The following is a 20,611-nucleotide window of genomic DNA, read 5'->3' as shown; positions in this document are numbered from 1 at the left end:
TGACAAGTGAAAAAACATATTTTACATTTAGATTTAGATACTTTCTTTGTTTCCTGCGAACGTTTAATTGATAGCAGGTTACAGAAAAAACCTTTGTTAGTTGGCGGAACTGGAGATAGAGGAGTTGTAGCAGCTTGTAGTTATGAAACTAGAAGATTTGGTGTTCATTCTGGTATGTCTATGAAAATTGCTAGAAAACTATGTCCAGAAGCCACAATTATAAGAGGAAATACTGGCACCTATTCTAAGTATTCAAATATTGTTACAGATATTATTAAAGAGAGTGTACCTGTTTTCGAAAAAGCAAGTATTGATGAATTTTATGCAGATTTATCAGGAATGGATGCATTTTTTGGAAGCTATAAATTTGCATCAGAATTACGTCAAAGAATTATTAAAGAAAGTGGTTTACCTATTTCTTTTGGATTGTCACAAAACAAAATTGTTTCTAAAGTTGCAACAGGTGAAGCTAAACCTAATAATCAATTACAAATAGATAATGGTTTTGAGAAATCGTTTTTAGCACCTCTTTCAATTCGTAAAATACCATCAGTAGGAGAAAAAACATATCAAACTCTCAGAAACTTAGGAGTTGATAAAGTAAAAGTGATACAAGAAATGCCTTTAGAAATGATGATAAGTGTTCTAGGTAAAAATGGTAAAACTATTTGGAAACGTGCTAATGGAATAGACAATCCACCAATAATAACTTTTCACGAGCGTAAATCTTTATCAACAGAAAGAACATACAATAAAGATACAATTGATGTAAAAAAGCTAAAAGAAACCATTTTTGCAATGGCAGAAAACTTAGCCTATCAATTAAGAAAAGGGGACAAACTAGCTTCTGTTTTTAGTGTAAAGATTAGATATTCAGATTTTAATACTTATAGCAAACAAGTTAAAATACCTTATACAAGTGCAGATCATATTATTATACCAACTGTTTTAGAGCTATTTAACAAACTCTATCAAAGAAGATTATTAATAAGGTTGGTAGGTGTTAAAATTTCTGACATTGTAAATGGTAATTATCAGATTAACCTTTTTGATGATACACAACAAATGCTAAACCTTTATAATGCTATGGATAATGTTCGTAATAAATATGGTGAAGCTAGTATAATGAGAGCATCAGCAATGGGAGCAAAAACTATTGGCAGATTTAATGATCCTTTTAATGGAGATCCTCCTTTAGTTTTAGCACATAGAAAACAATGATTTATGTATCTAAATTGTCATACATATTATTCATTACGTTTTGGTACGTTCTCAGAAATTGAGTTGTTACAATTAGCTGAAGAGAACAATATTAATTGTATTGCTCTAACAGATATAAATAATACTTCTGCTTGTTTAAACTTTGTACAACAGTCAAAAAAGTTTAATATAAAACCAGTTATTGGTGTAGATTTCAGAAATGGTAACAGTCAGCAATTTGTTGCATTGGCTAAAAACAATATTGGTTTTCAGAATATTAATAGTTATTTGTCTTCTTTTTTAGAATCGAAAACTAAGATCCCAGATCAACCAAAGTTTTTAGAAAATGTTTATATCATATATCCTTTTGAAAAAGCACTGGAAATGCATTTAACTTCTTTAGCTGAAAATGAATTTATAGGTGTTTCTATTGCAGAAATTAACAAGCTTAAATTTTCTTATTTAAAAAAGTTTTCAGATAAAATAGTAATTCAACAGCAAGTTACCATTCGTAATAAAAGAGATTTTAATGCGCATCGTTTGTTGCGTGCCATAGATAAAAATACTTTATTAAGTAAGCTTTCTACTTATGAACAATGTTTAACAACAGATACAATGCATTCTTTAAAAGAATTGAAAATATTTTTTAAAGAATTTCCTAATATCATTAAAAACACAACAACACTTTTGCAACAATGTAAAATTCAATTTGGATTTGATATAACACGTGAAAATCAGAATTTACAATTGTATTACAACAGTTTTAAAGAAGATTGCAATAAGCTACAACAACTTTGCAACAACAACATTAATAAAAGATATAAGAATGCAACACCACAAGTTTATGCTCGCTTAGAAAAAGAATTAAAAGTTATAATAGATTTAAAATTTGTTTCTTTTTTTTTAATCAATTATGATATTGTACAATATGCGAATAGAAATAATTTCTTTCACGTTGGTAGAGGAAGTGGAGCGAATAGTATTGTGGCTTATATTATTGGTATTACAGATGTAGATCCTATTGAATTGGATTTATATTTCGAACGTTTTATCAATCCTTTTAGAGCTTCTCCACCAGATTTTGATATTGATTTTTCTTGGAAAGATAGAAATGCTGTTACTCAATACATTTTTAATCGTTTTGATAATGTTGCACTTTTAGCCACCTACGTAACTTTTAAATACAAAGCTGTTGTTCGAGAATTAGGTAAGGTTTTTGGTTTACCTAAAGAAGAAATTGATAAGTTGAGCAAAGGCAAATTACAAACAGATATAGATGATATTGCTAAACTGGTTTTAAAATACGGAAAACTAATTGAAGGTTTCCCTAATTATGTAAGCGTACATTCTGCAGGAATCTTAATCTTAGATAAACCTATTCATTTTTATTCTGCTACTAATTTACCTCCAAAAGGTTTCTCTACTGTTCAATTTGATATGAATATTGCTGATGATGTAGGTATTTTTAAATTTGATATTTTAGGACAACGTGGATTAGCAAAAATCAAAGATGCTTTAGAGATTATTAAAGAGAATAATCCTAACCACCCCAAAATTAACATTACAGATATTGAGCGTTTTAAGAAAGATAAAAATATCAATAACCTTTTAAAAACTGGTGGTGCAATTGGTGCTTATTATGTAGAATCTCCTGCAATGCGTGGTTTAATGCAAAAATTACAAACTCAAGATTATTTAGGTTTGGTTGCTGCAAGTTCTATTATTAGACCAGGAGTTTCTAGTTCTGGTATGAAAGATGAATTTATTAAAAGGCAACGTTATCCAGAAAAAAGAAAAGAAGCGCATCCTATTTTATTACAAATTATGCCAGAAACTTATGGAGTAATGGTTTATCAAGAAGATGTAATGAAAGTAGCTAATCAATTTGCAGATTTAACTTTAGGGGAAGCTGATGTTTTACGAAGAGGAATGAGTGGTAAATATAGGTCGCTGTCAGAATTTAAAGCGGTTGAAGATAAATTTATAGCAAATTGTAGAAATAAAGGTTTTAAAGATGATTTAATTTTTGAAGTTTGGAATCAAATTAAAAGTTTTGCTGGCTATGCATTTGCAAAAGGGCATTCTGCTTCTTATGCAGTAGAAAGCTATCAAAGTTTATTTTTAAAATGCTATTACCCAATTGAATTTATGGTTGCTGTTTTAAATAATGGAGGTGGTTTTTATTCTGCTGAACATTATATTCACGAAGCAAAAATGCGAGGTGCAATTGTAGAATTACCTTGTATAAATAAGAGTGATCACGCTAATGCTGTAAAAGGTATAACCATCTATTTAGGTTTTGGATATTTAAAAAACTTAGAAAATTTATTAATTCAAAATATTTTAACTGAACGTCAGTTAAATGGTTTGTTTTCTTCTTTAGATGATTTTATTGATCGCATATCAATTTCAATAGAACAGCTTTCTATCTTAATTCGGATTAATGCTTTTCGTTTTACCAATAAACCCAAAACAGAATTACTTTGGCAAGCTACCTTTAAAGTGAATGCAACAAAAAAACAACAAGTACATCAACAAGTAAAGTTATTCCGTTTGCAACATCAAAAGTTTACGATTCCTAAATTAAGTTCTCATTGGCTAGAGAGTGTTTATGATGAAATAGAATTGTTAGGATTTACAATTCAGAATTATTTTTCTTTGGTTACAGAAAAATATTACAAACATATTAATGCAAATCAAATGATTGATTATTCTGATAAAAACGTATTGCTATATGGCAAATTAGTTACTACCAGATACAATAAAACTTCACAAGGAAAATTAATGCGTTTAAGCACCTTTATTGATATTGAAGGTAATTATTTTGATGCAGTCCACTTTACTAATGTTGTGCATCAATACCCAATAAACGGAATGGGGGTTTATGCTTGTTATGGTAAAATTACAAATCGATTTGGCTTTTGTAGTATGAACGTTATTAAATCTAAAAAAATGAGTATTGCAATTGATCCCAGAAATTGATTATTAAAGTGCTTTCTTTTAATGTTTATTAAGTTTACTATCAAAAAGTTATTTTATGTGTTTTCATACTAAACAAACAAAATCAATTAAGGAAATAGAGAAAAAATTTAAGGCTAAATTTAATTCTGAAGCTTCATTTAATCCTAGCTCTCAAATTAATGGTTTTAATTTTCCTAAAACACCAATCATTACCAACTCTAATCCTACAGAAATTAAAATGTATAATTGGGGGCTTATACCAGAATGGGCAAATTCTGACTGGAAAAGAAATTATACTTTAAATGCGCGAATAGAAACCATATCAGAAAAACCTGCATTTAAACATTATACAGAAAACAAGTGTATTGTTTTAGTTGATGGTTTTTACGAATGGCAACATCAAGGGAAAGAAAAAATTAAGTTTGAAATAGGTTTTAATAATCAACTTTTTGCATTCGCAGGTTTGTTTATAAATAACACCTACACAATATTTACTCATTAAAGCTTTGTTTACCCGTTAAGTTTAGATCATTTCTAAAATGATTTAGCAACCCAATAAAGGCTTCTGATTCAGATTTAAATATTCAAATCAATTCTTTATTACCTCTCTCGCAATAAAATACTTTCCATAAACCATCTAAATCCTCTACCATTAAGGCATCTACTTTTACCCCCTCGTATATTGAATAATTAAAGTTTTGTACTCAATCTTATTAAGCTCTAATTTTAGTTTTTTAATATCCATTTTTTCAGGCAACTTCATTCTTCTTCTAGGTGGTTGTTTTATCTTATATAACTCAAAACTTCAATCTATTGATTGTTTAATTCCTAGAACATTTCCAATTTTAAAATCATTTATTTGACTCAAAAAAATATCAAGGTTGTCTAATAAATTAATTACTGACTCAATTTTTTTCCTGAATCTATAATTTTTGCAAATAAATCATTTTTGGTAACCTCTTGCACTATAAAAACTACCTTACTAGTTTTCCACTTTTTATCTTTATCTAACTGCAAAAAAGAGGTATTTTACTTTTCTGCAATATTTGTATATAAAAAACCAGTAATTCTTTTGTTTGGGTTATCCATATCAAAAGGAACAATTAATTTTTTAGTTTTTATAAATTCTTTCCGTAAATTTTTTATTAATCAAATTCATTTTACAATAGTTCAAAAATAATCAATATTTAGAGTATAATTCATTTTGGTATTATCTCCAAGGATGATGAAGATTTAGAGAGTGTAGTTAATTTTTAGTGTAATTTTCATAACTAAATAATTCCCGCTATTATAAGAGGCTGCTGAAAAAGTCTAGATAGGAACAAAAAGGATTAGAATTTTTGAAATTCTAATCCTTTTTGTATTTTTAGTAATGCTCTCACAACAACAAGTTTTAAAACTAAGTGAATATAGTTCACTTTATGATTTAATAGTTCCGAAAGATAATTTATTGCGTAAAATCAATGACCTGATAGACTTTGATTTTATCTATAAAGAACTTTTAGACAAGTATTCTGTGGATCAAGGTAGAACAGCGGAATGTCCCATAAAACTTTTCAAGTATTTACTATTAAAAGTGATTTACACTATTTCAGATGTTGATGTAGTTGAACGTTCTCGTTATGATATGTCCTTTAAGTACTTTTTAGACATGCTTCCCGAAGATGATGTTATCAATCCAAGTACCTTAACCAAATTTCGTAGACAATGTCTAAAAGACACTAATTTATTAAACTTATTAATAAACAAAACAGTAGGTATTGCTGTAGAAAAAGGGATTATTCGTTCAAGTTCAATTATTGTAGATGCTACGCATACTTTATCAAAATCTAACCCAGTTTCTGCTATTGATGTTTTAAGAGAAAGATCAAAACAGCTTCGAAAAGCTGTTTATGTTTATCAAGAAGACTGGAAAGATAAAATGCCTGTGAAGAACGATAGTAATGATTTAGGAAAAGAAATTAGCTATAGTAAAGAATTAGAAACATTATTAGAAGCCTCACCAACTATAAGAGAAGTACCCTCAATAAAAGAAAAATTGAATCTCTTAAAAGAATCTATAGATGAGATAGAACATCACAAGCAAGAAGTTGTATCTAAAGACATAGATGCTAAAATAGGCCACAAATCAGCTGATAGTTCTTTCTTTGGTTTTAAAACTCATCTAGCGATGAGTGAAGAAAGAATCATTACAGCAGCAGTTGTGACATCAGGAGAAAAAGGAGATGGACCTATTTTACCAGAACTTATAAGTCAAAGTCAAAACAATGGAATAGTTGTAGATACGGTTATTGGAGATGCCGCGTATTCAGGGAAAATAAATTTAGAAAAAGCTAAACAAGAAAACATTCAGATAGTAGCTAGATTAAACCCTACTATTAGTCAAGGAATCAGAAAAAAAGAAGAAGAATTTGATTATAACAAAGATGCAGATATGTTTGTTTGTCCTGCAGGACATATGGCGATACGAAAAGCAATTCAGGGTAAAAAGAATGTAAGGGAAAATCAAGTGATTACGTATTATTTTGATGTAGAAAAGTGTAAAAACTGTCCTTTAAAAAAAGGATGCTATAAAGAAGGAGCAAAAACAAAAACATATTCTATATCCATAAAATCAGAAATACATCAAGAACAAATTGATTTTGAAAAATCAACATATTTCAAAGAAAAATCAAAACATCGTTACAAAATAGAAGCTAAAAATGGAGAATTAAAAAATGTGCATGGTTATGGGAGAGCTATATCTTATGGTATTGAAAATATGCAAATGCAAGGTGCTTTGACCATTTTTGCTGTAAATCTTAAAAGAATTTTGAAATTGAATTAACAAGGAATACTTTGAAATAATAAAGCTACCAAAAAACGATAAACAAAGCTGTTTTAGTTATTTTAAAACCCTAAAATTTAATTTCAATACTGATAAAATTAAAAAATAGATTTGACAACTGAATGTCAAATCTATTTTTAAAAAACCTTATTTGAAAAATAAAGCTACTTTTTCAGCAGCCTCCTATTATAAGTGGGTTTTTTTATTGAATTAAACTTATATCTAATACTATTTCTATCAATATTAGGATTTATTAATTTTACTCATTATAACTTTGTTTTCTAATTGATTTTAGACCTTCACTGAAATTGTTTAGTAATACTGATAAGACTTCTTCTTCAGATTTCTATAATACTTTTGGTATAAGGTTCAGTATTAGTTCGTTTTTTATATTTTCCTAAATTATTTTGATTTCATTTATAAAATGGAGTTATTACACAAGTTCTTCTTTATATATCCGTATTTTTAAAGGTAAATATTCAACATCTTTTCTACCCTTAATAATTATATTATTGTTTTTTAAGTCAATGTCTTTGTAAATTTCCAAGAAAAATTCCACTCCGTTTTTAGCTTTATCAATTTCTTTTTCAAAAACTATTTGGTTTTCCTTTTCTAAAGTGAACTTAGAGTACATGCCCTCTTTCTTAAAATTCACCCAGATAGCTGCTTTCAATGCTTGGTCGAATAAAACAACATCTTTTTCAATCATTCTGAAATCTGGGTTCAAATCCATTTCAAGCCCCTTATTATATGCATATTCACTAGCATTTAATATATCCTTGTTTTTTATTGAAGCGGCAGCTTCTTGCAATATTTCAAAAGCTCGTTTCCAAATAAAATTGTCTTGTTCTTGTTTATTCATTTTATTAAACGCCTTCAAGTCAAATACATCATCATATGTCAGTTGCCCTCCGTAAAAATGCGTAAAATGCTTAGATGCTTGTGGGTATAGTTTATAAGTTTCTTCTGTTCTAAAAAATAAATTAATAAACTGTAGTTTCTTTCCTTTATACTTCTCACAAAGTAACCTGTTAAGAAGATTACCTAATGAAAAGTATCTCTCATTCAACGATAACAATTTATCATCTCCATCACTAAACCAAAACAAAGTTCGCTCTATTATATTTTTCATATTTAAAAAGGTTTAATTGGTAATCCAGTATTAAAATTAATAGGGTAAGGATATTTCATACCAGGTAAGGTATACTGTCCAGTAGAATTATAATATATACTTCTTAAATACCTTTCCATCGTATGAGCTTTTCCTTTAAACATAACTTGTGAAAATTTACCATATGCACCAGGACCTGCCATCCCTAACGACTGTCCATACCTAACTAATGAAGGATCTGTAACACCAAATTTAAAAACTTCCCCAAAGCGGTTATATATCGTATATGTCCTTGCATGTTTTAGCGCTCCAGATGAAGTTGTCAAATTTAATGATTTAATTTTAATTGGAATTTGAGGCACCTTAATCAAATTAGCAGGAACTTTTGCAAAATTGGCAAGACCTTTAATACCATTGGCAACGAGACCAGTACCTTTACTTAATAATATAGACTCTCCCAATTTAAATTCTCCATAACCTGTATGATCACCAATTTCGTAGAAACCCATAGTTGGTATTCTACCTACAAAGTCAATTACAGCTGTAGCAGTTTGGGTTCTAAGCATCATACCTCTTGCATCTGTAGGGCTAGCCATTGCAGCCATATCCATAAAACCTTGCCCCAGATCTTTCCACGCTTGAGTTGTTGTGGCAAGACCTTTAACAAAATTCCAACTACTTTTTGCAGCTCTTAACCTACCATTGTCCCTTCCTTGTTTGAAGTCCATATATGCTTTAAAGGCATTTACATACCAAGGTCTATCATTATCAAATGCCTGTTTGAAACCTCCTGTTGGTGGAGAACCTGTAGCATTATTTAGTAAGCTGTTATTTTTAATATTAGGCTGAGTGTTTTGACCACCACCACCTGATTGCCCACTTAAATTACTAATTAGTGAATAAGAACCAACAAGAGCTGAAGTTACAAACAATGCTTTAACTACCAAAAAGAGTGTTGCTCCTATTTCTGCAATAAATTCACCACTAGGGTCTGTGTATTTTAAAGGATTATTTAAAACATAACTATAGCGATTATAGTTTTGCGTATTTTGTGGGTTTTGTATGTAATTGTCTGGAGATAAGAAACGTCCTAACTTGGCTTCATACATTCTACCATTCATATGTATTAACCCCACCTCAAAGAAATGTTCATGTCCAGTAAATCCTCTGTTCAACAAAGTAGTATCGTTTGTAAAATCTACCTCACTACTGCCTGTTACAAATTTATCTACAGTACCCCAAGCACCAAATTGGCGTTGTTCTACAATAATAGCATTACTATCTGTTATTGCTAGAATAGTCCCTAAATAATCTCTATGTAAATAATGATAGCCATCTATAGAATTTGCACCAGTTTTCTTTACGTACATAATAGGTGCAGAGTATTCGTCACCACCAATAAAAGTGATAATTTTTGTACCCCCTTGTTTATCAACTTCTATTTCTACCGGGCTAATGGCAGAGTAGTGTTTTTTATAGCGTCTATCTAACTTATTTTCTTGTTCACCACCATAATATGCATGGCTTCTGCTTTTTAAAATACTGTATTCAAAATCAACTCTACCATTACCATTAGCGTGAATAGAAACAGGCTTTTTAAATGCATTGTATTCTATTTTCTGCAGTGGGTTGTTTTGATAGTGTAAATCTCCTTTTGTATTGAGTTGAATTTCTTTTAATTTATAACTCGAAGAAGAGGCATAAGTGTAGTCTCCTACATCTGAATTATTATTAATACGCCCTTGATTATCATAGGTATGAGAATAGCTAACTGAGCCTGAAACTCCTAATAATCGGTCTAAACTATCATAATTAAACGCTTCACTCCATGAAAATACATTGTTATTTCTAGTTAGTAAATTTCCTCTTTGATGATCAAAACTGTAATCTACATCCAAAGCAGTAATTATAGAACTGCCTGAACCTTTTTTGTGTGATATATTGGTTAAGAAACCATAAGTATCATAACTTTTATTTTTTAGAATACCATTACCTATTTGTAATTGTGTCGCTTTATTTTTAGCATTTAAGCTATTCAATTTCCATAAAGATGCATTGGTATTGAAATCTAATATTTCGACTAATCCTCCAGAATTAGAATTGTATACGTTTTTAGTTTTAACTGTACTAATTAAATTATCTGAATAATTAGTAGTAATATATGTTTCATTCTCTATTCTTCCAAAACCATCTCTTGATACTTGATGTTCAAAGAAAGCATGAGCGTTAGTTTCTCTTGTTATCCAAGGTCTATTATAATTATCATATAAGTACTCATACGTATAATTTTCATTAGTACGAGCATTGAACCCTGTTATATTTTTTAATTGTTTATGTGTAGAATCATAATAAGAATATGTAATATTTATATCTGTATTTTCACCTTGAATAATTTCGGTTTCTAGCTTACCTATATTACTATAAGTATAAGTTGTTACTCCTTTAGGTGAGGTTTCAGTTAATAGTTCTCCAAAACCATTATAGGTGTAGGTAAAATCTCCAAATGATGGATCAGTCATTTTGCTTTTTCTTCCCCAACCGTCCTGTTCAATTGTTACAATATTACCATTATAATTTGATGATTTAACTGCTCCATTTCCATAATAATCATAATTTATTTTTCCACCATTGTCTGTCACACTTTTAATATGTCCCATTCCATTTTTAACAGTTGTAATAATTTTTGTACCATCATCTAAGGTAGTTGATAATCCATTATATTGGATATTCATATACTTCCCAGCATAATTATTATGTGTTACCACTCTTCCATAAAAATCATAAGCAGTAGTATTCCATTGAGTAGCAGCACCTGCATATGGTTCACTTTCTCTTATTAATCTATCAAATGCATCATATTCATAACTTTTGCTTACCCAGTTTCCTAAAGCGTTTTTCTCATGAACTTTAGAAACTCTTTTTAAAGGATCGTAAATGGTAATTTTACCCATACCACTGTCACCTAACTCTGTAACAGTATATGAATAATTAGATTCTGAAAAATCGGTAGTTAAATTGTTACCCAAATAATCCGTAATTTGAGTTAATCTGTTCCAAGAATCGTATAAATATTCTGTCTTTTGATTAAAATGATTAGTTTCCTTTTTTAGTGTACCGGAACCATCTGTAATATTGTAGTCATATTTTGTGGTAAAACCCTCTAAATCGGTAGATTCTTCTAAGTATCTATGAGAGCTATCATATTTGAAACTTACACTTCTAGAACTACTATCAAAAGGAATTTTTTCTTTATTTAATATATTACCGTAAGAATCGTATGTGATATTCACAACATCAAATTGAGTACCATTTCCTTTAGTTTTTATTTGTTTTGGTAAATTTCCAGAATATTGTAAATAATGAGTTTCAGTAGTAAAAGAATTGCCATCAATTGTGGTTGTTCTTTTTTCTTTTTCTGGCCTACCTATAAAAAAGTTAGTAATTGAAGTTGGAGTATCATCATACTCATATTCTACAAGACTTGAATCACCACCAATATAATTAGTTATAACTGTTTTTGGATTATTGTAAATATTATATTCATAGGTCTTAGTAGTAGTAGTACCTTCCAAGGTATTTTGCTCACTACTATAATCTAAAGTTAACTTGAAAACTTTTTCTGATGAAATAGAATGAGAATATGTATTTGTAACTTTAGATATTATATTGGATGGACTAGTAAACGAAAAGTTATAAGGTTGAGAGTACTCTTCAATTATTGCCCCTCTTAAAGAAGTATCAAATTTAGAAACATTAAATATCCTATCTCCACCATCTGTATGCCAATTGCTTTGAGCGATACCTTTAAATCCTAAAAAACCTAAACCTTCCATATTATGGATAGCTCCGTAATAAGAAAAAACCTGTTTTAAACCTGTATAACCTAAACCAGTTCTGGCTAAAGACGTTACCACTTTTGTTCCTGGAGAAGATGTTATATCTACATTAGGATAATTAGCGTTATAATCTGGTTGATATACTCTTAAAAAGTCGTCCGTGTATTCTGTATCATCTAGATTATTATAGGATATACTGTTAGTAATTCCATTATTTTCAATAGATCTTAATAAAACATCTTCTCTATGATTTTGAGTGAAACTAAATGAAGTAATCCATCTATCACTTATAGCTGCAAATTCAATATTTTTATTAGGTTCATTAGAATTTAAGAAAATAGGTATTGGAAAGTGTTTTAAATTGCCTGTTTTCTTAGTTTGACCTTCATATTCAAAAGTAACTTTGTTCGACGAGTCTGCTGCTCCCTTATTATAATATACCTTAATCTCTTGAGTTCCATTAGAGCTTCCATTATAAGTTTTGGTATTATATTCTACAATATCCGTCTTTCCATCTCTATTGTAATCTATGGGTATTAAGTTATAACCACTCAAGACTCCGTTGCTACCATTCCAATTAGTTTCTGTATAAAAAAAAGGTTGTCTGGATTTTGAATTAACAAAGCTTTCACCTGTTGAAAAACGGATGTTGAATATATCAAAATTATTACCGGTATTTACATCAGGTATTAAAAAATCTGTTAAACCATCTCCATTATAATCACCTAAAAGATAGGGTAAATTTAAATTAAACTTATAATCTGTTGTGGTCCAAAGCAACTCTAAGACATTGCTATTATTTAAAGTATAAACGAAAACTTTTCCTTCTACAATATGAAGGATATTTGATTTACCATCTCCATTAAAATCGGCGACTAAAATTTTATCAGTATCTTTAGTTATACTTTTTGATAATGTGCCGATTTGAATTGGATTTGAATTGCTATTTCTATTTAAATCAACAAAAAAAACTTTTGAATTTCCATCATTAACTGGACTTCCTGTGCATCTGCAATCCCTCCCAATTCTAGGGTTTATCCATACTTCATTACAAACAGATCTAGAATAATTTTCTGAAATTGCAATTATATCTGTTAATCCATCTCCGTTAAAATCTCCACTTACATAAGTATTTGGAATAAGTTTGGTTACATTATTTGTAGCTGTTCCGTTAAAAGTTGAACCATTTTTAGCTTTAAATCCTGGTTTTAGGACTAATTGATCAGCTGTATAATTTGCTACTCCATTTGAATGGATTAAATTAGCTGCATTAATTACATTAGCATTTACATTTGATGTTTGTCCACTATTTACAGATGTAGTAATATTTCTCACCCCTCCATCACTTCCACAATTATTAATGGTATGTATATATCTAGGTGCATTCCAAGTTTTCTCATAATCTAATCTAACTGGATAACCACCAGCAGATGCAGGAGCTTTTGAAATAATCTTAAAATTTACTTGATTTGATGTTTCCTCAATAAAAACTAAGTTTTGACCTGATAAGACTTTATTATTATGACTTAAAGAAGTAATAGGAAAGACATCTTTAAAAACGTTTGTAGGAATTTCATAAGCTGAATTATTACCCCCTTTTATATCTTGAAATACCCAAAATTTATCTTTATTATCCCTTGGAAAAACAATAAAATCCATTTTACCATTACCATTAAGATCTAAAGACCTTGTTTCACTATTTCTTTGTTCTATATTTAGTAAGTTTAAATTTGCTGTTAAACCATTATAAGTAACTGATGAATTACTATCAGAATAATCAAAAAATATAGGGCTATGAGATTTTGTATTATCTCCACTTTTTTCTTGGATACTCTCTAATCTTTGATAGTTTAGACTACTAGTATTATACGTTAAATTATATTCTCTATACTTAATAGAATTATTGTTTACAATAATTTTTGAAAGAATATCTGGATTATAGTACATATTACCACCAATACCAGATAAATCATTCCTAGATATGTCTTCATATTCAAATACTATCACACTTTTAGGTATATCGTTTAATCTACTACCATACGATATTTTCTTTATAATATTGGTATTGCCTCCAGGGCTTGAATAATTTCTGTGATTCAAATATTCATAGTTTATTCTAATTCCTTGGTTATTCTGCCAATATGAAATCAAATAGTTAATTTCAGTTTTTGAATCTGTACTATATCCATAATAGGCAATTGAACCATCAGGATACAAAACTTTAAAGTATTCTGGACCATCATAATGTCCATATGAAAATGTTCTATGTGAGGTTATTTTCAAATTGGAAAAAACCTCAGTTTCATATTCAGCACCATCCCCTCCATAGGTTCCACTTCTTAAAATAAGTCTATTACCATCTAAAGCAAACCTATTTTCATTATGATCCAAATTAACACCCCCTATAGAGTTATCGTGGTATTTTGATGATGGGATTCTTGTTATAGCTGATACTCCTTTTATATTCCAACCATAACCTGCTAAACCCATACCAGATTGGCTATCATAACTAATAGAAATATTTGGTTGTACGCCATTTATTCCAGAGGGCACAGTAATAGGGATATCATAATTTGCTCCACCTGTAAGCGAAACACTTAATTCTCCCATTGTTTCACCAATACCAGAACCATTAGATTTACTACTGATAGTCTGTTCATTTTTATGATTTACATTTTTCTTATTTGCTCCTTCTAAGATTAAAGTACCAGATTCATTATCATTTAGTTCAATTTTTTTAAATCCTACTTTCTTTTTTAAAAAATTATCTTCTTGTTGTGAATAGATAAATTGATATCCAACAAAAAATAACAATAGAGCACCTATATTTATTTTTCTTCTCATAACCACTTATTTTTTAACAATCTTTTTAGTAATACTTCTTCCTTCTTTTAAATGAATATGTAAAAAATAAACTCCATTAGCCATTCGACTTATATCCAAATCGATTATCTCCTTTTTAGTTTTAATCTCTTTGACTAAAGATGAATTTACATTGTATAACTTTATAGAATGAATATTGCTAAGTAAAGTTGTGCTTAGTTTGATATTTATAAACCCAGTAGTAGGGTTTGGATATACAGATATGTTTTCTATTAATTCTTTATCAATAATTGGTTCTTCCAGTAATTCTTCTGAAATAACTTCTTTACCTTCCTTTTTTGCAGCTGGAGCTACGCAAAAGTTTGGGTCATAACAATAAAAATTTTGAGATTGATTACCAGCCATATCATAAGAAACTATTAATTTGGAATTATTATTGATCCCTAATAATTCTTGTATGGATAACTCACTGCCATTAAGTTCCTCCATTCTAGGTGCATAAAAAAATTGTCTATCTAAGTTGTTATAATCATTATGCAGATAGGATTGTAACCTAACATTAATTGCATTATTTTTAAATTTATAGTCGGTCAATAATTGTACTTTTTGGCCAGATTCACCATCATAAACAGCTCCGTAATTTATTGTTGAATTATAAGTACTACTATGAATATAACCTACCAATAAATACCATCTATTAAGACTTGGTAAATCACCAATAAAAAAGTAAGGGTCATTTTGTATTGTTCCATCTAATTTTAATGTTGTATTATTGTTAGACACAGTGCCTAATAAAGTAGTACCATCTTTAGAATTTAACTTTTTTAGCCATATAGAGAACCTATATGATTTTTCATTGTCAATGTTGAAAAAATCTGTATAAAACCCCCCACTACTTCCTCCATTCAAGTCTGGAGAAGCTATCCAGATTATTTCCTCCTCACCAATATGATTTTTGCCATAATCTCTTATATTTTCTAGAGTTAAACCATGTTGTGAATAACCTAAAACTGAACCTGAACCAACCGTCCAAGAACTTAAATCTAGTAAGTTTTGACAATTTGCAGAAAAATAGTTAAAACTCGCAAGTATTACCAGATAAAATATTTTCGTTTTCATAAATCATTATTTATTTATAATTAATGACTCTATTTTACTCAATCTTTTCTCTAAATCTTTATTTTTTTGATTTTGTTCTTTTATTATTTTTTCTTGATAAATTGCATAAAGCGTTAATTCCTCAATTTTTTCAAGTAATTTTTTACTTATCTCTCCTAAAAGAACTCCATTTTTTTCTACTTCATCAGCCGATGATATTCTTGGTAAATGTCCATTTTTCTTTACATAAGACTCAACTTCTTCTAAAGTTAATAATTGATACTCTTTTCTAAAAACATAGTCTGGCCAACCTATTAAATCTATTTTAACCTCCTTTGCATGAATTGTTCCGTTTACAGATAATTTTGAATCAGGAGTAGTTGTTCCTATTCCAAAATCACCATTATTAGTAAACGTAAATTTTGAAACTGGGGATTCACTTCCGGTACTAGAGCCGTAACCATATTTAAAATTTAAACCTCCATTCCCCGTATTTTCAATCCACCAAGAATATATACTTGATCCAGAACCAGAGGGTCTATATAATCTCATCGATGGATTATCAGATGTTTGTTTAAACAAAACTCTAGGGATATTACTCCACCCACCTAGTAATATATCTAATTTACCCATAGGAACAGATGTACCTATACCCAGTTCGCCATTAAATTTTACATTACCATTATTATAAAATACAGTTTCTTTCCCCCATTGCCAACTACCATTAAGCATAGATGTTAAGTGAAGAGTCGTCCTACCATCATCGGGAGTGTGGAAAATCCATGAATTACTACCTCCACTTAACAAATCTTGGGCATTCAAACAAAAAGATAAAGACATTAATAATAGAATAAATAATATTTTTCTCATTGCAATTTTAGTTTTTAAATTATTTGATAAAATTAGTTTAAAAAAAAAAAAAAAAAACTCCCCATTTATAGTGAAATTTTTATCTCCCCATTTATGGGGAGGTTCTTCACTATAAATGGGGAGATAGAAATTACAAGCAATTGATTTTGTGTAAATTAAGAAAAACTCAAATATCAACTGTTTTTAAAACATATTAAATAAGTTATATCTAATGATGTCAAATCAAGAAAATAAAAAATGTTAATCTTTTAACTCTAAATTACGTGTTTTAATTATTTCATTAAGCTGCTTTTAAAATTTAATAACAAATTAATTAACGATTATTTTAACTAAATCAAACAAGATTATAATAATCAAAATAAGAATTTTATGGAATCAAAACGAATCAAAAACTTGTTTGTGAATTGAACTGTGTTTTTTTGTAAAAAAAATAGACGACTACCTAAATCTATTAAAACTTATTCTTACTGAATTCTTAATCTACCACTTTAATCTTGTGAAGAATATTAAGAACGGTTAGGTAATGGACCTCTATTTTTAAGAACCGAACACATCACCAAAAGAACAAGCCTCCAGAACTTTAATTGCACACGGCTTTCATAAAGAAGTAACTATTCAATATTCTCCATTAAATTAAAACACGATTTATCCTCACCTAAAACGACTTAAAAGGCTAGATAAAACAACGAAAGAAGTTATTCAATTAGATTGAAAAATAATAGCAAAGGGAACAAATTTGACCACGAGTTCGTTGCTTTTTTTAATGAAATTAGTCAATACTAAAACTTCCGATTGTTATACTATTCAAAGTTTCTATGAAGTCAATGGGAAAAAATTACAACAATTATATAAATACTATTTAAGCGGTTTTAAGAACTGGAAACAAAATATAGGTCAAGCAATAGCTTGTTTTTCCTGAAAATATTAGTTATTATTTATCTATTGATGAATTAGCATTGTCTAAAGGAATACTTTTTACTATATTCACTAAAAAGAAGGCTAAAGGAAAGAACTGAGGTTATAGTAGCCATATTCCTTGGAACCAAAGTAGAACCTATTATAAAACAACTCTTGAAGATATCGGTCAAGAAGGAAACTAAGGTCAGGGAAATCACCTTGAATAAGGAAAATTCTATGTAAACTACTGCAAAAAAATGTTTTCCTAAAAACATACAAGTAACCGATGATTTCACATACAAAAACTTGCACTCTAATCAGTTCAGGATATAAGAATTTAGCATAGGAGGGATGCTTTAGACTTATAAAATGAATAGATAAACCAACGCAAAATCTAATTGTCTGAAAAAATAGTTAAATATTTTACTTTTTTTTGGAATTTTAAGATTAAATAAAAAATCAAAAGTGGGGAAATTTTATGGTTTAAAAATTTAATAATTAGTTGAAATTGTATTTTTTGCTTGACTTTTTCAGGATGAATTATGGTTGAATAAAAAATATTAATTTAATATGATTTTTAACAAAAAAAGTCAAAAAATCTTACTTTTTTGAAAGTTTAATCTTAACTTTAAAAACTAAAATATTTTCTGAATTTTAACGCTGGAATTCCCTCTCAAACTCTATGAAAAATCTTTGAAAAAAAATTAAAAGGAAAAATGTTAAGAGAAAAATTATTTAAATCGGAAATCAAACTATGTTGAAAAAAATTAAAATTGGTATTAAAACGTGTTAAGTAATGTGTTTCGCAACAAAAAATAACACCGTGTAAAAAAATGCTAGTGAAAGCTAGCTTACGAAAATCCTGGGGGATTTTCTTTCTGTGATTTAATTGTAAACTTAGTGTTACAAAACACAACTTTTAATATATATAAACGTTAGGCACAAGCAAAAAAAAACTAACATAAGTAACTATAAAAACAAAAATTATTATGAAAAAAAGAATTTTATTAATTGCTCTAATTGCAATGAATTTTGGAATTCATTCTCAAACAAAAATTGGATTTGATATAAACGATGCATTCGATGTGTCAGGTAATTCAGTTGCTCATTATGGAATGTCAAGAATAAGCGGAACTGGTTATCATTATGTTGGATTATCTGGGTATTTTGGATTGAACTTTTATACTCAAGGGAAAGAACGAATTAAAATTCTCGGTAATGGGAATATTGGAATTGGAATAGCAGCTCCTAATGCCAAATTAGAGGTTTCAGATGAATTAAGAGTTAGGTTAGCGACAAACTATGTTGATAAAAATGTTGTGAGGATAATACCTTTAAATTATAGTGGTATTACTGGAGCAATGAATTGGTCTATTAGGGGTACTTATCAGTATTCAAACGGAGTGGGTATTAATGCCATTGGGGGTGATTTAGACATCATCAAATCTTGGAATCGAAACACCATTTTAGCAACCAAATCAGACGGGACTTCACTTGGTAATGTTGGAATTGGAACAATAAATCCAGATATGAAATTAACAGTTAATGGAAGTGTTCATGCTAAAGAGGTGAAAATTGACCTTAATATTCCAGCTCCTGATTATGTATTTAAAAAAAGTTACAGACTTATAGATCTTGAAGAATTAGAAAACTTCATTAAAGAAAACAATCATCTTCCTGAAATACCATCCGCTAAAGAGTTTGAAAAAAATGGAATAATGCTAGCAAAAATGGATATGGATCTTCTAAAAAAAATTGAAGAATTGACATTATACACTATTGCTCAGGAAAAGAAAATTGAAAAGGTTGAAAAAGAAAACGAATCTTTAAAGTTTTTATTAAAAAAAGTTGTAGAATTACAAAAAAGATTAGAGAAATTAGAAAAAGAATAAAGCCATTGCCTAACACCATATAAAATTAATTGCTAGTTTTTACCTACTTACAAAAGTTCTATCGGACTTTCTTTTTGTGATTTATTTACTAACTTTAGTACTTAAACTATGCAACTAATCTTATACAATGAATAGATAAACCACAAGTAAGAGCAAAAAATAAAAAATTAACTCTCAAAGAATTTAATAACGGTTACACTAGAAACAACTATTTGCAAGAAGTAGATTTTTGCTTTACAAGCCCCGACAAATAGGACAGAAAGCCAATACATTAGAAGTACTATAATAAACGGAATGGGAATTTATGCTTGTTATGGTAAAATTACAAATCGATTTGGCTTTTGTAGTATGAACGTTATTAAATCTAAAAAAATGAGTATTGCAATTGATCCCAGAAATTGATTATTAAAGTGCTTTCTTTTAATTTTTATTAAGTTTACTATCAAAAAGTTATTTTATGTGTTTTCATACTAAACAAACAAAATCAATTAAGGAAATAGAGAAAAAATTTAAGGCTAAATTTAATTCTGAAGCTTCATTTAATCCTAGTTCACAAATTAATGGATTTAATTTTCCTAAAACACCAATCATTACCAACTCTAATCTTACAGAAATTAAAATGTATAATTGGGGACTAATACCAGAATGGGCAAATTCTGACTGGAAAAGAAATTATACTTTAAATGCACGAATAGAAACCATATCAGAAAAACCTGCTTTTAAACATTATACAGAAAACAGGTGTATTGTTTTAGTTGATGGTTTTTACGAATGGCAACATCAAGGGAAAGAAAAAATTAAGTTTGAAATAGGCTTTAACAATCAACTTTTTGCATTCGCAGGCTTGTTTATAAATAACACCTACACAATAGTAACCACAGAAGCTAAAGGTATTATGAGAGAAATACACAACTCTAAATTAAGAATGCCTTTTAGTTTAAAAACCGAAGACGATTTTAAAGCTTGGTTAAATAATAAGGAAGTTAATCCACAATATGATTTTACTACAAATCAATTGGGTTTTAAACAACCTACTCTTTTTTAACATTCATAATTTAGGTTTCTAAAGTAAAATATCATTTGGTTTTCTTACATT

10 protein-coding genes are annotated in these 20,611 nt (G+C 28.9%); 6 read left to right on the top strand and 4 right to left on the bottom strand.

Going from position 1 to position 20,611, the window contains the following annotated elements; translation table 11 throughout:
- Positions 1-6: 6 nt before the first annotated feature.
- The 4 genes from dinB (at position 7) to BW723_RS16565 (ending at position 6,988) form a co-directional block, all read left to right on the top strand.
- Positions 7-1,221, top strand: coding sequence for a DNA polymerase IV (dinB, locus tag BW723_RS16580; protein ID WP_068364015.1), 1,215 nt, complete (start codon positions 7-9; stop codon positions 1,219-1,221).
- A 3-nt stretch (positions 1,222-1,224) separates the two neighbouring features.
- Positions 1,225-4,182, top strand: coding sequence for a DNA polymerase III subunit alpha (locus BW723_RS16575; RefSeq protein WP_068364016.1), 2,958 nt, complete (start codon positions 1,225-1,227; stop codon positions 4,180-4,182).
- A 55-nt stretch (positions 4,183-4,237) separates the two neighbouring features.
- Positions 4,238-4,663 (top strand): SOS response-associated peptidase, encoded by a 426-nt coding sequence (locus tag BW723_RS16570; RefSeq protein WP_068364017.1) that lies wholly within the window; start codon positions 4,238-4,240, stop codon positions 4,661-4,663.
- 870 nt (positions 4,664-5,533) lie between these two features.
- Entirely contained in the window at positions 5,534-6,988 is a 1,455-nt protein-coding gene (locus tag BW723_RS16565; protein WP_068364020.1) for an IS1182 family transposase, read from the top strand.
- 433 nt (positions 6,989-7,421) lie between these two features.
- On the opposite strand, the gene BW723_RS16560 is transcribed toward BW723_RS16565, so the two are convergent.
- From BW723_RS16560 to BW723_RS16545, 4 genes are read right to left on the bottom strand one after another with little or no spacing between them, the layout of a single operon-like run.
- Positions 7,422-8,120 carry a hypothetical protein gene (locus BW723_RS16560; RefSeq protein ID WP_068364023.1) on the bottom strand — a complete coding sequence of 233 codons (699 nt, stop codon included), beginning with the start codon at positions 8,118-8,120 and terminating at the stop codon, positions 7,422-7,424.
- 2 nt (positions 8,121-8,122) lie between these two features.
- A complete protein-coding gene (locus tag BW723_RS16555) occupies positions 8,123-14,779 on the bottom strand; it encodes an RHS repeat-associated core domain-containing protein (RefSeq protein ID WP_068364026.1) in 6,657 nt (2,218 codons plus the stop codon).
- A 6-nt stretch (positions 14,780-14,785) separates the two neighbouring features.
- Positions 14,786-15,877 (bottom strand): T9SS type A sorting domain-containing protein, encoded by a 1,092-nt coding sequence (locus BW723_RS16550; RefSeq protein ID WP_068364027.1) that lies wholly within the window; start codon positions 15,875-15,877, stop codon positions 14,786-14,788.
- 6 nt (positions 15,878-15,883) lie between these two features.
- Positions 15,884-16,726 carry a hypothetical protein gene (locus BW723_RS16545; protein ID WP_139059139.1) on the bottom strand — a complete coding sequence of 281 codons (843 nt, stop codon included), beginning with the start codon at positions 16,724-16,726 and terminating at the stop codon, positions 15,884-15,886.
- A 1,886-nt stretch (positions 16,727-18,612) separates the two neighbouring features.
- Here BW723_RS16545 and BW723_RS16540 point away from each other — a divergent pair.
- Both BW723_RS16540 and BW723_RS16535 read left to right on the top strand, forming a co-directional pair.
- Positions 18,613-19,515 (top strand): hypothetical protein, encoded by a 903-nt coding sequence (locus BW723_RS16540; protein WP_068364035.1) that lies wholly within the window; start codon positions 18,613-18,615, stop codon positions 19,513-19,515.
- Between the two features lie 457 nt (positions 19,516-19,972).
- Positions 19,973-20,560, top strand: coding sequence for an SOS response-associated peptidase (locus BW723_RS16535; protein WP_068364037.1), 588 nt, complete (start codon positions 19,973-19,975; stop codon positions 20,558-20,560).
- The last annotated feature ends 51 nt before the right edge of the window (positions 20,561-20,611 follow it).

This window comes from Polaribacter reichenbachii (genome assembly GCF_001975665.1).
GTDB classification, from domain to species: Bacteria; Bacteroidota; Bacteroidia; order Flavobacteriales; family Flavobacteriaceae; genus Polaribacter; species Polaribacter reichenbachii.
This window is presented reverse-complemented; position numbering and strand designations above follow the sequence as displayed.

Coding starts and splice junctions, on each gene's coding strand:
- BW723_RS16575 (WP_068364016.1), top strand. CDS start 1,225: ATGTATCTAAATTGTCATACATATTATTCATTACGTTTTGGTACGTTC.
- BW723_RS16570 (WP_068364017.1), top strand. CDS start 4,238: ATGTGTTTTCATACTAAACAAACAAAATCAATTAAGGAAATAGAGAAA.
- BW723_RS16565 (WP_068364020.1), top strand. CDS start 5,534: ATGCTCTCACAACAACAAGTTTTAAAACTAAGTGAATATAGTTCACTT.
- BW723_RS16560 (WP_068364023.1), bottom strand. CDS start 8,120: ATGAAAAATATAATAGAGCGAACTTTGTTTTGGTTTAGTGATGGAGAT.
- BW723_RS16555 (WP_068364026.1), bottom strand. CDS start 14,779: ATGAGAAGAAAAATAAATATAGGTGCTCTATTGTTATTTTTTGTTGGA.
- BW723_RS16550 (WP_068364027.1), bottom strand. CDS start 15,877: ATGAAAACGAAAATATTTTATCTGGTAATACTTGCGAGTTTTAACTAT.
- BW723_RS16545 (WP_139059139.1), bottom strand. CDS start 16,726: ATGAGAAAAATATTATTTATTCTATTATTAATGTCTTTATCTTTTTGT.
- BW723_RS16540 (WP_068364035.1), top strand. CDS start 18,613: ATGAAAAAAAGAATTTTATTAATTGCTCTAATTGCAATGAATTTTGGA.
- BW723_RS16535 (WP_068364037.1), top strand. CDS start 19,973: ATGTGTTTTCATACTAAACAAACAAAATCAATTAAGGAAATAGAGAAA.